Source organism: Paenibacillus sp. GCM10027626 (assembly GCF_042676285.1).
In the GTDB taxonomy this organism is placed as follows: Bacteria; Bacillota; Bacilli; order Paenibacillales; family Paenibacillaceae; genus Paenibacillus_Z.
In genome coordinates, this window is record NZ_JBHTHC010000009.1 from 1 (window position 1) to 14,719 (window position 14,719).

The following is a 14,719-nucleotide window of genomic DNA, read 5'->3' on the forward strand; positions in this document are numbered from 1 at the left end:
GCATACGAATCATTCTAACAGGAGGCGCTATGGACTGGCTCACCTCGTCCGGAAAGGTGGCTCAAAAAAGCCGGAGACGTGGCTCTCACTCGCCGGAACGATGGCTCAATTCACTGCGGAATATTCAGTTTGTTCACAGATAACGGAACTACGGTCCGCGCAGATCAGCTCAGGTCCGCACAGGTCGGTCGCCCATGCCCGCTCCGCCCACGCATACCGAAGGGACCGCAGTAGTGTAGCATGAGAGACAAAAAAAAGTACCCGCAGAGGATAACCCTTTGTACGGGTACTTTTTCATTTATAATAGAACGATCAATCAAGCTCCCGCTGCAGCAATTCCCTAAATACCGGAGTCAGCTTGTCGGCCATGCGCATGAAGCCGAGATCGGTAGGGTGCACGCCGTCTACCGTACATTCGAAGCGGGTATCGTCTGTCCCCATCATCTGGCTGCCATCGTAGAAATGGATATTTTCGTCACCTTGCCCGCGCAATTGCTCGACCGTTTCGCGCTCGATCCGAGTCATCTCCAGCCGCTTATTCCGCAGATCCGGCTCGAATGGTTCACCCGAAAATTCGAACTTTGATATGACGAGAATCGGTACAATGGGATGTGCCTCCCGGAGAATACGGATAAACTCCGGCAGCGTCTGCTTGAGCAGCTCGGGACTTACGGCATTAGCCTCATAATCCAGTACAAGCATGGCCGGATTGTCAATCTCGCTTATAATACGCGCCATCTCGGGCTCGCCGCGGCCGTTGCCGGAAAAGCCGAGGTTGATAAATTCGAGCGGAATGCGGCGGCTCAAAATATTCGTATACGCCATTCCCGGACGGGAGGCGCATCCGCCTTGTGTGATCGATGTGCCGTAGATAATCACCTTTTTATCATTGTGATAGGGCAGAGGCGCTTCGATGAGCGCATCGGCATCTACACCGATCGCCAGCTCGTTTACCCCTTGATAGAGCGGGAAGTTGAGCGTCACATGGCGCATTTCCGCAACAGGAAAATCGTACAGTAGCACTTCGAAAGCCTGATTGGTATGATCGAAGCGGCTCGTTTTATAATAGGCTTGTTCTCCGGGCTTGCCTAAGTAAAGGTCAAAACCGCACTGTCCGGTGGCGGGCATGTGGTACATATCGGCTTTGTGGGCCAATTGGACGCGGATAGCAAGCTGACGGGAATCGGTCTGAAAAGCCAATTGTCCGCCCGCTGTATGGTTTGCGAGTACATTTACGCCGGAGGGAATAGGATGTTCGGAATGAACGGGTAATCTGCGAAAAATGCGATCCTGCTCAAACCAGGAAAAGCCGGATAACCGGAAAGGCTTCTCGGCGGGGGACAGCCACTGCAGTCCGGCCAGCTCGTTTTTTTCCAGCGCCATATTCGGATCCAGCTCGGATACGTTCGTTTTATTAGGATTTTTCGGTTGATCAGGCATGAATATGATAAACCTCCTTGAACAGAAGTGATTTTTCTCCTATTTTACCATAATTCCTCTCGACGAAGCATGAATTTTTCCTGCGGGCATAGAAATCTGTCCATGAATACGCTATGATCAAAAAAAATCGAATGAGTCAAGGGGGAGATGGATTGGAGCGGAGAAGGGCAATTCCCATTACGACGAAAATTTTGTTTATTTTGCTGCTTATTCTAATCTCGCTGTATGCGGTAACGCTCATCGTGAACCAGATGGCTACAGACAGTATCTCTAAAGAAATCACAAAATCGGTGCAAAGCCGGGATGCCTTTTATTTAAATTCGGTTGAAACGGAGGTTTCGCGGATTTCGTCGAGTTTGCTGGAATTTGTTACGGATATGGACCTGATCGAGCTGGGCATGTCAGAGAGCACGACCGATTATTTTAGCCGTACAAGCAAAGTTCGAGCAGTTCAGCGGCGGCTGAAATTGCTGCGCTCATCTTCCAGCCTGATTCAAGATGTCAAAGTGTTTGTTCCGCAAATGAACCGTACATTGGAAACGGCTAATTTTCAATCTACCATTGCCGACCCGGAGTACCAGGAACTTGCGCGTGAAATGAATCATACTCGCATTGTATCCGTAGGCGAGCAGCTGTTTATGAGTATGCGTTACCCCTCGCATGTCGTCGAAGGTAGCGAGCCTCTCTTTGTTATTGCTGTAGAGATTGATAGAACACAGTTATTAAAAGGGTTGCATGATATTGTAACTCCGGAGCATGGCAATTCTGTACTGGCCAAGCTGCATGACGGGTGGATGGTTACCAATGACAGCAGTTCATTTCCTGATGAGATTATGCAAAGTTTGCGCCATTTAACAGATCAGACAGCTGTGGAAGCGCAGGTGGAGACCTTGGTTTTGGAAGGAAAGCGGCATTATGTCTCATATCGTCTGTCGCGGGAAATCGACATGGCGCTGATTGCTTATATCCAGGAGGACAGCTTGCTTGGCCCGTTGCAAAGCTATAAAAAATGGGTATGGATCATCTTGCTGCTGTCCGTGCTAATAACGGTATTGTTCTCGCTCTCGCTTTATCGCGTTATTCATGCTCCGTTAAAGAAGCTGGTTATCGGATTTCGTAAAGTGGAAGAAGGAGAGTTGGTACCGATCGAGGTGGAGCGAAGAAGAGATGAGTTTAACTATTTGTTTATGCGCTTTAACAACATGGTATCCAGGCTGTCTGTGCTTATCCATGAAGTGTACGAGCAGGAAATACGCAGCCGCCGTTCCGAGTTGAAAGCGCTGCAATCACAAATTAATCCTCATTTTTTATATAATTGCTTTTTTATATTGGACCGCCTGATTCAAGTCAATGATACGGAGCGTGCAGGCCAATTTTCTGGCTACTTGGGAGCTTATTTTCGCTTCATAACCCGCAATGGATTGATGATGATTTCATTGGAGCAGGAGATGCAGCATGCCCGTGCCTATATCGACATTCAGCTCGTTTGCTACGGGAGCAGAATAGATGTCGAATACGAGGAACTGGATGACAGCTATAATCAAATCAAGGTTCCGCGTCTTATTGTACAGCCTTTATTGGAAAATGCATTCAAATATGCGGTGGAGCAAAGTGCCGCTCAGGCAGAGTTGTGGATACATGGCGAAGCACGCTCAGGATGGCTGTCGGTTATGGTCGATGACAACGGCCGGCATTTGACGGATATGCAGCTGCAGGAACTGCAGGCCAAGCTGAGCTCCTCCCTTCCGGAAATGGAAGAAACGACCGGCTTGATTAATGTGCATCGCAGAATTCAGTTGATGTACGGTTCGGGATCGGGCGTATATGTTACTCGCTCCCAGCTTGGCGGTTTATGTGCAGAAATACGAATACCATTGGAACAGCGAGAGGAGTATGGCGATGTATAAAATGATCATAGTAGACGATTTGCCGCTCATTGTAGAAAGCTTGGTAAAGCTGTTCGCGGCACAGCAGGAACTGGATGTGCAGCTATATACGGCGAGCTCTGGTATGGAAGCGCTTGAATTAATGCGCAAGCACGCCATTGACATTGTGCTGTCAGATATCCGCATGCCGGAGATGGACGGCATCGAGCTGCTGCATCAGATCCGTCAATCATGGCCCGCTTGCAAGGTCGTTTTTTTAACCAGTTATGACGATTTTCATTATGCCAAAAGTGCGATATCGGGGGGCGGTTTCGAGTATGTCTTAAAAACCGAGCCGAACGAAATGATCGTCCAAGTGGTCAGGAAAGCAATGGCAGCGCTTGATCAGGAATACGAAATCCGGAAAAAGCTGTATCGGGCGGATATGCAAAACAGCCGCATGATGCCGCTTGTGATTGAAAATTATTTTCGCGATCAATTGCAGCGGAAAGGGGCGGATGCCTTTACTGACCGTCATCGTATGTTTGCGGAATGGGGATTGCCATTGACAGATCAATCGCTCCTCCTGTTAGTCGGCAGAATCGACGCTTGGGAACGGTGGACGCGCGCAGACGGGGAGCTTATGAAATTTGCGATTCGCAATGTGGCAGACGAATGTTTACGGAAATACGCACAGCTGCTTTCGTTTCGCTACGACGATTCCAAAATCGTGTGGCTGCTGCAGCCGTCAGCAGACAACGGAAATGGCGGCTGGTCTTCCTTGCTGGAGCAAATTCAGCATACATGCCGCAGTCTGCTTAAAGTATCGGTCACTTTTGCGATAACGTCAGTACCTGTCCCTTGGAATCTGTTGTCAGCGAGCTTCGATCAATTACGTTCGTTGTTGTTAAGTCCTGCGGGAGCAGGCAAAGAATTGGTACTCGCTGCAGATGCTGCGGACGAGAAACAGGGCGAAGCAGGCAGCGGCAGAGTGTCAGATTATAAGGTGCAATCGAGAAATATGGCCTTATTGCGTCATTATCTGGAAACCGGCCAGCAAGCGGAGTTTGAGGTGCTATTCGCCAGTATGACGGAGATCGGCGGGCGTGAGCCGGTTAGCGGATATTATAAGCTGGAGCTCTATCATGGGCTGGCATCCTTATTTTTGTCATATCTCAACATCCATCCGTTGCGGGAGGAGCGGGCTTCGCGGATGAATCCGGATAAGCTTAGCAGTATCAACCCGGATTTATCCTGGGATGAGATGAGCGACTATTTTAAAGAACTGAGCAAGTCGATCTTTGCCCAGCGTGCACAGTCCTCGCAGCAGCATGAGCATGAAATTATTGGCTGGATTAACGACTATATCGCCCGCCACTTATCAGAGGATTTATCGGTTAGCCGTCTTGCAGAGCTGGTGCAATTAAATCAGTCCTACTTGTCCCGGCTATATAAAGGTGTCACGGGGACGGCCTTGTCCGACCACATTCAGTCAGCCCGGATCGATAAAGCCAAGCAATTGCTAAAGCATTCCTCACTCAAAATTTATGAAATTGCCGGTGAAGTCGGCTATGAGTCGCGTTTGTCGTTTATCCGGCTGTTCAAAAATCAAACCGGGATGACCCCGCAGGAATACCGCGATTTATAAAGCAGAATGTCATCAAGTGTAACGCAGGTAAGAAAGTGAATCTAGTCGCATTTTGATTAAGCGATTATATTTATCACGAGGACGTTCTCACGTGCAATATATAAGGGAGGGGATCTGAAGCGATGGTATACACGAGAAAAGCATTATTGCTCGGTCTTATCTCGGCGTTTTTGCTGCTGGCGGCTTGCGGTAATGGCGGAAACGGCGGGAATGCGGGTTCAGACAATCAAAAGGGCAATCAGGCGGAAACGAATACGCCGGGACAGGAGAAGGGAAATAGCGGCAACGAAGCTGCCGCCGGTCCGAACGGCAAGTATGATCCGCCGATCGAACTGTCGACTATTCGTATGATTTCGCCGGAGCAATATTTCGACGAAGGCGAGAAAATCGATAACAATGCGATCTATAGTTACTACGAAAACAAATTCGGCATTAAGCTGAAAAACAAGTGGACTGTTACGAACGATTATGACTCCAAGCTGAAAATCGCTATCGCTTCTAACGATCTGCCTGATTTTTACCGGGTCCCGGCATCCGATCTTCAGCAGCTGATCGATAATGATATGATTATGGATTTGACGGAGCTTTGGGATAAACAGACTACGGAGCTGACCAAGCAGGAATTTACGAAAGACGGCGGACGGCAGTTGAAAACGGCAACCTTTGGCGGAAAGCTGATGGCGATTCCGCAGACGAACAGCCCGTTTAACCGGATGGGCTTCGTATGGGTGCGGCAGGATTGGCTGAAGGAGATGAATTTGCCGGAGCCGAAGACGATGGCTGACCTGCTGGCGATCTCAGAGGCATTTGCGAAGCGCGATGGAGGCGGCAAGGGGAAGACGTACGGATTATTGCTCTCCCAAAACTTGAGCCTGTCAGGATTTTTTAGCGGCTATCACTTGTATCCGGGACAATGGGTGAAGGATGAGAATGGCCAGTTGATGTACGGCACTTTGAATCCGAGTATGAAGGAAGCGCTGCAGCAATTGCAGACGATGTTCAAAGCAGGGCAAATTGATCCGGAATTTGGCGTAAAAGATGATGGCAAGGCGTTAGAGCTTGCGGTCAACGGACAGATTGGACTGCTGTACGGAGAGTTCTGGCATAGTGCTGCGCTGCAAGCAGGCGCTGTAAAGGACGGGAAGGTTGTTCAAGACTGGGCGGCTTATCCGATCCCGTCAATCGACAGCCAGCCGGCGCTTAATCCGACGACTGCATCGGTCAGTACTTTTTATGTCATCAATAAAAACGCCGAAAATCCGGAAGCCGTATTCAAGCTGCTTAATGAGTGGATCGAATCTCAGGTGAAGCCTAATGAAGATAACAAGACGCTCGTATTTGGCAAAGATAAAAAAGATAAAGGAAAGTTTTTTTATGAGATCAATCCTTTAATTGTTTTTTCGCAGGATAATATTGTGATGTCAGGCGATTTGATCCCGAAAGCGCTGAAGAACAATGATCCCGCTATTCTGGGTGAAGATGTCGACCGGTTGGCCCGGTATGAAGCGGCTAAACAGTTTAAAGATGGAACGGTTACAGAAATGAGCTGGCTGCAGCATATGATTGCTGGTGAAGGCGGTACAATGTCCAAAATGTATGAAGCTTACCAGCAGGATCTGTTTCACTACGATGAATTTTATGGGGCGCCGACACCTGCGATGGGGGAAAAATGGAGCGTACTCAAAGCGAAGGAAGATGAGACTATCTCCAAAATTATTATGGGCTCGGCTCCTGTAGAAGAGTATGACCGTTTCATTGCGGAATGGAAACGTCTCGGCGGCGAGCAAATTACGCAAGAAGTGAATGAGTGGTGGCAAAGCATAGAGTAGTAATATGACGAGGGGGAGGTGAACAGCTAGCGGTCACTTCCTCCCGATCAGGCGGTGAATTAGCGAATTGATCAAAGAGTGGAAACGTAACGGTTGGCTGCATGCGATGGTGCTGCCGGGCCTTATCGTCGTGCTGATTTACAGCTATGGACCGATGGTAGGCAATATTATCGCCTTCAAAAAATTTATGCCGGTCAAAGGGATCTTTCGTTCCCCGTGGATAGGCTGGGAAAATTTCAAGTATATCGCGTTGATGGAAGATACTCCACGCATTATTATCAACACGGTTGTCATAGCTGTCATGAAAATCGGAGTTGGACTGGTTGTTCCGATTGCAGCAGCGTTGCTGCTGAATGAAGTGAGAAAAAGTTTGTTTCGCAGAATGTTTCAAACATTAGTCTATTTGCCGCATTTTTTGTCCTGGGTCATTCTGGGCGGCATACTGATCGATCTGTTATCGCCAACTTCCGGCCTGATCAATCAGATGCTGGGCTGGCTGGGGGTTCAGCCGATCTATTTCTTGGGCGACAACGGGTGGTTCCGCTTTACCGTCGTACTCTCTGATATATGGAAAGAGTTCGGGTTCAGCACAATCGTTTATTTGGCGGCCTTGACGAGCATTAACCCGCTGCTTTATGAGGCGGCGGAAGTGGATGGAGCGAACCGGTGGCAGCAAACGAAGCATATTACGCTTCCGGGCATGGTGCCCATTATTGTGCTAATGGCTACTTTAAGTTTGGGTAATGTCCTGAATGCAGGATTTGACCAAATTTTCAATTTGTATAGTCCGCAAGTTTATGAGACGGGCGATATTATCGATACGTTTGTCTACAGAATCGGATTGCAGCAGTTTCAGTACGGGGTAGCGACAGCCGTAGGTTTATTCAAATCGGTCATCTCTTTGGTGCTTATATCCATCTCCTATATGATGGCCTACCGGTTTGCGAATTACCGTATATTTTAACAGAAAGGCGGGGCTGATGTGCTGACCTATCAGAGAAGCGTTAGTTACCGGATCTTTACAGCCTGCAATTATTTACTATTAACCGTCATTGCGCTCAGCTGTATTTTTCCGTTAATTCACGTCCTGTCACTATCATTCAGCTCGGCGGCGGCAGTATCGGCCGGTGCTGTGAAATTATGGCCCGTTGAATTTACGACTGCTTCGTATAAGCATGTGTTCGGCAAGGCTGAATTTTTATTGGCGTTTTGGGTTTCATTGAAACGGGTAGTGCTTGGCTCGGCTGTCAATATGCTGCTCGTCATTTTGCTGGCCTATCCGCTGTCCAAAGAAAGCAAGCAATTTCGGATGCGGACGGTTTATGTCTGGCTGTTTGTTTTTACGATGCTCTTCGGCGGCGGATTGATTCCGCAATATATCGTTGTCAAAGAAACAGGCCTGATCGACACAATCTGGGCGCTCGTGCTGCCGGCAGCCGTTCCTGTATTCAATGTTGTATTGCTGCTCAATTTTTTCCGCGGCTTGCCAAAGGAACTAGAGGAATCGGCCAAGCTGGACGGGGCCAACCATTGGACGATTTTATGGCGGATATTTGTACCAGTCTCCATGCCGGCCATAGCAACTGTACTTTTGTTTACGATTGTCAATCATTGGAATAGCTGGTTTGACGGTCTTATCTTCATGAACCAGCCTGAGCATTATCCGCTGCAAACCTACCTGCAGACTACGATTGTCACCAAGCAGCTCTCGCAAATGACAGCCCAAGAGGCGGAGCTTTTTTTATTAGTGAACGATCGTACGGGCCGGGCGGCCCAAATATTTGTAGCAGCGCTGCCGGTTTTAATTGTGTATCCTTTTTTGCAGCGCTACTTTATGAAAGGGATTGTGCTTGGTAGTGTAAAAGAATGATTGGTGGCCCGGGTGTTGAGAAAAGCCGCCATTGGCAGTACTGCTGCTGCGAATGATCGAGCGATTATAAAAGAAAAAGGATGGGAGAAAAGTGAAGCTGTCATTGCGTATTTGGCCAGCCAGATTTCAGGAGGAGAAAGAGTTTCAACAATTTCGGCAGCTGCTGCTGCCTTACAAGGATAGCGTCGATGAGCTGGCTCTGATCGTAGAGTTTATAATGAGCGGGTACACGCCGCTTGTTGATTTTGCAGCCAAATGCGGCTGGCTGGCGCCGAGAGTGCGCCAGTTACAGGAAGATGGTTTCTGTGTCGGCGTAAACGCCATTTCACTTGGTCATTTGAATGATGCCTGGGACTGGGTTGAACCGTTTCAAGGCAGAGCGATGATTGGCCATGACGGACAGGAGGCTGTCGGTTCGTTCTGCCCGAACGATGAGCTTACGCTGCAATATCTTGCGGAGAAATATCGGCTGCTGGCTGAGACTGGGCTCGAGTTTATATGGGTGGATGACGATATTCGGATCCATCACCATCGTCCGGCTGAGTTTCCGTGCTTTTGCGACAGTTGCATAGAAGTGTTTAATCGTAAACATGCGGCCGACTTTAACCGCGAGCAGCTTGTTCAATTGCTGGATTCTCCTGAAGGTGCCAGTGAACGGGAGCAGTGGGTGGAGCATAACATTGAATCGCTGGAGCGTGTGCTAAGGGCGATTGAGCAGGCTGTTCATGCCGTGAATCCTCAGATTGAATTGGGCCTTATGACAGGCGGGCTGGAGTGGCACACCTATTCGGGGGCCGCTTTCGACCGCTGGATGGCTGCCTTGAAAGCAGTGCGGGGCCGGCCGGGCGGTGGCTTCTATGATGACCGGATTCCGTCCGGAATGCTGGAGAAGGGGCTGGAATGCGCCCGCCAGGCAGCATTGTATCCGGAATTTGTAACCGATATTCAGTATGAGCTGGAAACATTTCCGCAACAGCGCTTGAAAAAATCGGTTCGTGCGATGATGACGGAAAATACAATCATGATCGCCAGCGGCATGAACGGTATTGCCGCCCATACGTTAAAGCTGGAAAAAGGATCGATCGCCGAGTATGAGGATTGGCTGCAGGAGATGGCGCGCATGAAACCGATGTGGCAAGCGATGGACCGAATCGCCGGGCAGTGGCCGAATGTCGGCTTGTATCCCGCGTTGTCACCTTGCTTTGAAGCAAGGCGCAAAGTTGGAGAAAAGGGCTGGTTCGGCGTTCCGCAGGATGCTCAGCGGGCAAATATATTGCATGAAATTGGATTTCCTTTTTCCATGTGTCCTGAAGCGGCATGCGGCGTCATTTTAAGCATGGAGATGGCACAGGGATACTCGGACGAGGAATTGAAGGCGATGCTTGCCCTAGCTGTATTGATGGACGGCATGACACTGGAAATATTAATCGATCGAGGGCTGGGACAATATTGCGGCGTGTCGGTTGCCGGGGTACACAACAATGGCGTAATGGAGCAATTTACAGCAGATCCGCTCAACGGGCCATATGCTGGTGAACAGCGGGATGCCAGAATAACGTTTTATCACGACACCGGTTATGTGCTGCAGCCTTTGCCAGGCGAGGACATTCGTGTATTGAGCGATCTGATCAGTTATACTAATGTTAATTTGGGCCCAACCGTGACGCTTTATGAGAATGAGCTTGGGGGCCGCGTAGCTGTTCACGGCTATGCACCATGGATGAGTCTTTACTCAGAGGCAGAGCGGCAGCAGCTTATCGGCGTATTTGATTGGTTGACCAGAGGAAGCATGCCTGTTATCGCATCCAGAAGCGGATTGAAAATCGTTCCGATTATGAAAGCATCAACAGACAAAAGCGATGCAATGGTTTTGCTCGTCAATACGAGTCTGGATGAAACGGGTAAGTTCGTAGCTGAAATCCGTATGCCTGCCAAGCAGCTGTACTGGTTGGATAAGGATGGTAAGACAGTGCCGCTTGCGGCTGAAAACATTCGTATAGAAGAAGGAACAACATTTGTTACCCTGGACAATTTGCTGCCATGGGACTTTATCGTGCTGACGACGATGCAATAAGTAAAGATACAACAAGAATAGGAAGCCACTCTTGCAACTTGCAATCAGAGTGGCTTCTTGGACTTTAAGTCTCCGTAATGACAATTACGACGACTGCAATGATGATCGGCAGAAAGAGCAGCGCCATGCCGAGCGGATGCCCGATATTGACAGTCCAGCCGATGCCGACCCGCTTTTCCACGAAAAGAGAAGGGTCGTTCCGATTGTAGTAGATCAGTCCTAGCTTCCAATATTTATCGTGATCGACCTGCCACTGATCAGTTACTACCGCGGTACCTTCGCCGATCCGCAGCTTGCTGCCGCCTTGGCCGGTCACAAACGACAGCACCAGCGTGCCGATGACGACGATTGCCGGCAGGATGCCGAGAGAGAGGGACAGGCTTTCCTCCGTAAACCCGATAAGCGGATTGAACTGAATGAATGCGATCAACAGAATCATCAGCAGTCCGGTAACCATCATAAAGAGTGACCATATGCGCCGAAAGCGAATGTTCTGCTCCCGCGAACGTTCAGGTGCATGGAAGGAAATTTGCTGTTTGCTTTTACGGATCATGACATTGATTAGCCAGAAGATGATGAGCATGGACAACTGAACGATGTTAGGTGTAAAAACGGACCAAAAGGTTTTCGGCTCTGTAGCATCCGGTTGGCCGTTGATATCGTAATGCGTAATCATCGGATCAGGAAAGCGGTCATAATATATGGCTGCGATAGCTGCACATGCTGCAACAACGGCCAGATGGATCAGATACCACCAGTTGGAAAACGTCATCGATCGCTGATGAAAAGAGGTATCGACGGCTATGAGCTGATTGTGCGGATTGTCCCAGCCACGCTCGGCTTTCATTCGTTTGGCGGCGTGATGGCAGTAGACGAATGATGCGATGGAAAGCAGAAGATACAGAATAACTGTCCACGCCATCCATCTGGCAGACGAGTCGGGGCCAAGCTTTTGCATGGTCACAATATTAATGATCCACCAAAGCACGCCTAGCGCGATATTCCAGTACATATACTTGCGCCGCAAAGCGCGGACATCAGGTTCATCGTAGTGCTCTTCCATAATGGCGATGCCGAACAGCACCGATTTTCGGGAGAAGTAGGGTAATAAAGCAAGTGAAGCTATAGCGGGAATCCAGATGGTTGTCATCATGACAATGGCTCCAAGATGGGACATGTCAACCTTCCTCCTCAATGTTGAGCATTTGTCGAATTATCCTGCTGCTGTGGCGTTTTCACTTGCTTAACAAGTGTACGAATGATGCTGCTCAGTTGTTCTTCATTCATTCCCCGGCATATCGATTCTGCGACTAACGGTTTAATTTGCTCCTGCAGTCTTTCTACATAAAGCTCGGTTAAACCCGGCATTATATCGTTGATGACGACACCTTTTTTGCGGTGAATTTGAATATAGCCTTCCTGCTTTAACAGATTGTAGGCTTTGTTGACGGTGTGCAGGTTGATGCCGATGTCGGAAGCCAGACTGCGCACCGAAGGCAGCGCTTCGCCGGGCTTAAGCTCCCCGCGGGCGATGCCTTCGATAATCTGATTCATCAATTGGCTGTAGATCGGCGTTTCCGACTGTAAATCGAGTTTAATAATCATTGCCCATGCTGTTTGAGCCAGGCGGCGATGTCGCCGATAACCTCAGCCGGCACGTTGCCCGGCAGGGCATATTCTTGACCGGTTGACGGCTGATCATAGGTCACGAAGCCATGGTTCAATTTTGGATACAGCTTATATTGGACGTCCTGGCGGGCGGACAGCGCTTTTTTCCAGCCGTTGAGCTGATCGGCTTTTACCTGGAAGTCATTGTCGCCTTGCAGAATGAACAGCGGCACGGTTTGCGATTTGGCTATTTCACCGCCGTAATAGTTGCGGAAATCGAACCACCAGGCCGGATTGGCCATAGCGAAGCCGGGCGGCAGATTTGTCAGCGAGTATTGCGGATCTTTCAGCAGGGCGATTTGCTGTTTCAGCGCGGCAACCTGCTGTTCCATCTCAGGCGTGGCGGCTCCGGCCTGCTTGGCTGCAGCCAAGGCATCCTCATTTTGTTCGATCAGGATATCTTCGAATGGGCCTGAAGGGCCGGCCATAATGACAGCACCGGCGACTGCGCCATTTTTGTCATTATCGATAATCCGCGGTACGAGCATACCGCCTTGGCTGTGGCCGAGCACATAAATGCGCTTAGCGTCTATCCGCTTATCCTTGGCCAACGCTTGCACAGCGGCGACGGCGTCATTAACGGTTTCCTCCATAACAGTGAAGCCGGGGTTCATGGCGGTTTTGAGCGAGTGCTCGCGCGTTACTTTTTCGTAGCGGAGCACAGCGATGTTCTGTCCAGCCAGACCGACGGCGATATCACGGAAGGTTTTGTAGGCGCCGATCGCTTCATCCCGGTCATTAGGGCCGGAGCCGTGAACAAGTACAACTGCGGGATAAGGCTTGCTGCTTTCATTTTTGGGCAGGGTCAGCGTTGCCGGCAAGGACAGCGCACCTTCACCGATGACGATTTCTTCTTCTTTATAAAGCTCAGGTTTGTCATAGCCTGGAGCTTGATAAGCGCCATCGGGAACAAGCGGCATAAACAAATCATCGATCTTGCCATCGGCATCAAAGCGAACGATCATGCCGAATGGAGCAGATTGCTCCGTTACATAACCGAGCTTGGCATTGCGATGGACATTATTATTTTCGGCGGTTAGCGACTGCAGTGCTGCGGGAAGGCCAAATGCGGCTGTATTGCCGGCCCAATATTGGCCCAGCAGCGCCTCCGGCATCTGCTGCTGCAAAGCGGAATTCATCATAGCGCGGGCTTCTGCAAGCTTTCCATGCTGCAGCAAATAAACAAAGTGTGCGCCGGCAGTAGCAACGTCTTCTGAGCTAACGGTTAAGCCGCCTGCCGCACTCCAGGAAATCTCTGCCTGAAAGGCTTCTTTTAATGCGGCCAGCGGCAGCGTCATCCGCTGATTGGCGGCGGCAGCGGGCGAGCTCATTGTGTAGGGTGAGCCGTTCAGCTTGGCGGTACGTTCGCCAATTTTGACGATAAATTGCGCCGTACCGCGCGTAATAATGGCCTGCTTGTTGGCGCCATCCCACTTTACGTTTGCCCCGATCGCTTCCGCCAGCTCGCGCAAGGGTACCAGCTCTGAAGCGGCGGCTTCCTGAACAGCGGCAGTGGCCGGGGCCTTCGCTGCTGCTTGGAGCGGCTGGACTACGGCCATGGACAGCAAGGAACCGGCTGCCAGTTGCTTCATCATACGGCTATATTTTTTCTTCATGATGAATCACCTCATTGTCTACTTTGAATATCTGTTATATTCCGAGTATAACAGATGGCGACGTGAAGTCAAGCGACTCCTCCATGATGGTCCTTGATGTAGCTAGGTACCCCGAGAAGCATTGTTGGAGTTGCTTGGCAGCATCATCAATCTGATAAGATTTGAAGGGCCGCTAACGAACCTGACAACCCTTATCCGGTTCAAAATGGGGCCTTGTGGGCTGTAACGAATCTACCGATCGTTATTCACCGAAAATCAGCCGCTTCCCTGCCTTTTTTCCATCAATAGCGTGTCTCAGGAGGTTGTCGATTTTCTCTGAAAAACGATTTTTTGCCGCAGAAACGGCAACTGTGAGTCATGAGGACAGATGATCCGTTATTGCACGGAAAACAACAATTCTATATGAAAAATCATATAGAATTGACCTAGAGGCAGGAGAACTCGATGAATCTGTATGAAAAATCATATAGAATTGATCATTCTGCGCAAATTCCGAGGATTATAGATGAAAAATCATACAGATTTGACCTTGAAGCAGGCAAAATGCGGCCAACGGAACCACGGTCCGCTCAGGCCCGCTTCGCCCGCATTTACAGATTTCCAGAATTAATCGACAGTCTCCTCAGGTTCGTTAGCCCTCATCGTCAACATAGGGAGGATGAAAATGGAGGGTATCCAGACACGATCCCTCCTTCTGATTATGCTGCGC

At 49.6% G+C, this 14,719-nt stretch carries 10 protein-coding genes; 6 read left to right on the forward strand and 4 right to left on the reverse strand.

Annotated elements, in window-relative coordinates:
- Nucleotides 1-312 precede the first annotated feature (312 nt).
- On the reverse strand, nucleotides 313-1,440 hold the full coding sequence (locus ACFQ0N_RS18085) for an SGNH/GDSL hydrolase family protein (protein WP_379328655.1): 1,128 nt from the start codon (nucleotides 1,438-1,440) through the stop codon (nucleotides 313-315).
- Nucleotides 1,441-1,592: 152 nt separating this feature from the next.
- On the opposite strand from ACFQ0N_RS18085, the gene ACFQ0N_RS18090 reads away from it, so the two are divergent.
- From ACFQ0N_RS18090 to ACFQ0N_RS18115, 6 genes are all read left to right on the forward strand, one after another.
- On the forward strand, nucleotides 1,593-3,347 hold the full coding sequence (locus ACFQ0N_RS18090) for a sensor histidine kinase (protein WP_379328657.1): 1,755 nt from the start codon (nucleotides 1,593-1,595) through the stop codon (nucleotides 3,345-3,347).
- Entirely contained in the window at nucleotides 3,340-4,953 is a 1,614-nt protein-coding gene (locus tag ACFQ0N_RS18095) for a response regulator (RefSeq protein WP_379328659.1), read from the forward strand. Before ACFQ0N_RS18090 ends, ACFQ0N_RS18095 begins: the two co-directional genes overlap by 8 nt.
- Before the next feature lie 122 nt (nucleotides 4,954-5,075).
- Nucleotides 5,076-6,782: an extracellular solute-binding protein gene (locus ACFQ0N_RS18100; RefSeq protein WP_379328661.1), complete on the forward strand. Its 1,707-nt coding sequence runs from the start codon at nucleotides 5,076-5,078 to the stop codon at nucleotides 6,780-6,782.
- 58 nt (nucleotides 6,783-6,840) lie between these two features.
- On the forward strand, nucleotides 6,841-7,746 hold the full coding sequence (locus ACFQ0N_RS18105; RefSeq protein WP_379329309.1) for an ABC transporter permease: 906 nt from the start codon (nucleotides 6,841-6,843) through the stop codon (nucleotides 7,744-7,746).
- A gap of 21 nt (nucleotides 7,747-7,767) precedes the next feature.
- Entirely contained in the window at nucleotides 7,768-8,652 is an 885-nt protein-coding gene (locus ACFQ0N_RS18110) for a carbohydrate ABC transporter permease (protein WP_379329311.1), read from the forward strand.
- Between the two features lie 91 nt (nucleotides 8,653-8,743).
- Nucleotides 8,744-10,726 carry a hypothetical protein gene (locus tag ACFQ0N_RS18115; RefSeq protein WP_379328664.1) on the forward strand — a complete coding sequence of 661 codons (1,983 nt, stop codon included), beginning with the start codon at nucleotides 8,744-8,746 and terminating at the stop codon, nucleotides 10,724-10,726.
- A gap of 64 nt (nucleotides 10,727-10,790) precedes the next feature.
- On the opposite strand, the gene ACFQ0N_RS18120 is transcribed toward ACFQ0N_RS18115, so the two are convergent.
- From ACFQ0N_RS18120 to ACFQ0N_RS18130, 3 genes are read right to left on the reverse strand one after another with little or no spacing between them, the layout of a single operon-like run.
- Nucleotides 10,791-11,903 (reverse strand): DUF1648 domain-containing protein, encoded by a 1,113-nt coding sequence (locus ACFQ0N_RS18120; protein ID WP_379328666.1) that lies wholly within the window; start codon nucleotides 11,901-11,903, stop codon nucleotides 10,791-10,793.
- A gap of 14 nt (nucleotides 11,904-11,917) precedes the next feature.
- The gene (locus ACFQ0N_RS18125; RefSeq protein WP_379328668.1) at nucleotides 11,918-12,331 is read right to left on the reverse strand and encodes a GntR family transcriptional regulator; all 414 of its coding nucleotides are present in this window, start codon (nucleotides 12,329-12,331) and stop codon (nucleotides 11,918-11,920) included.
- A complete protein-coding gene (locus ACFQ0N_RS18130) occupies nucleotides 12,328-14,010 on the reverse strand; it encodes an alpha/beta hydrolase family protein (RefSeq protein ID WP_379328670.1) in 1,683 nt (560 codons plus the stop codon). The genes ACFQ0N_RS18125 and ACFQ0N_RS18130 overlap by 4 nt, the downstream gene beginning before the upstream one ends.
- Nucleotides 14,011-14,719 lie beyond the last annotated feature (709 nt).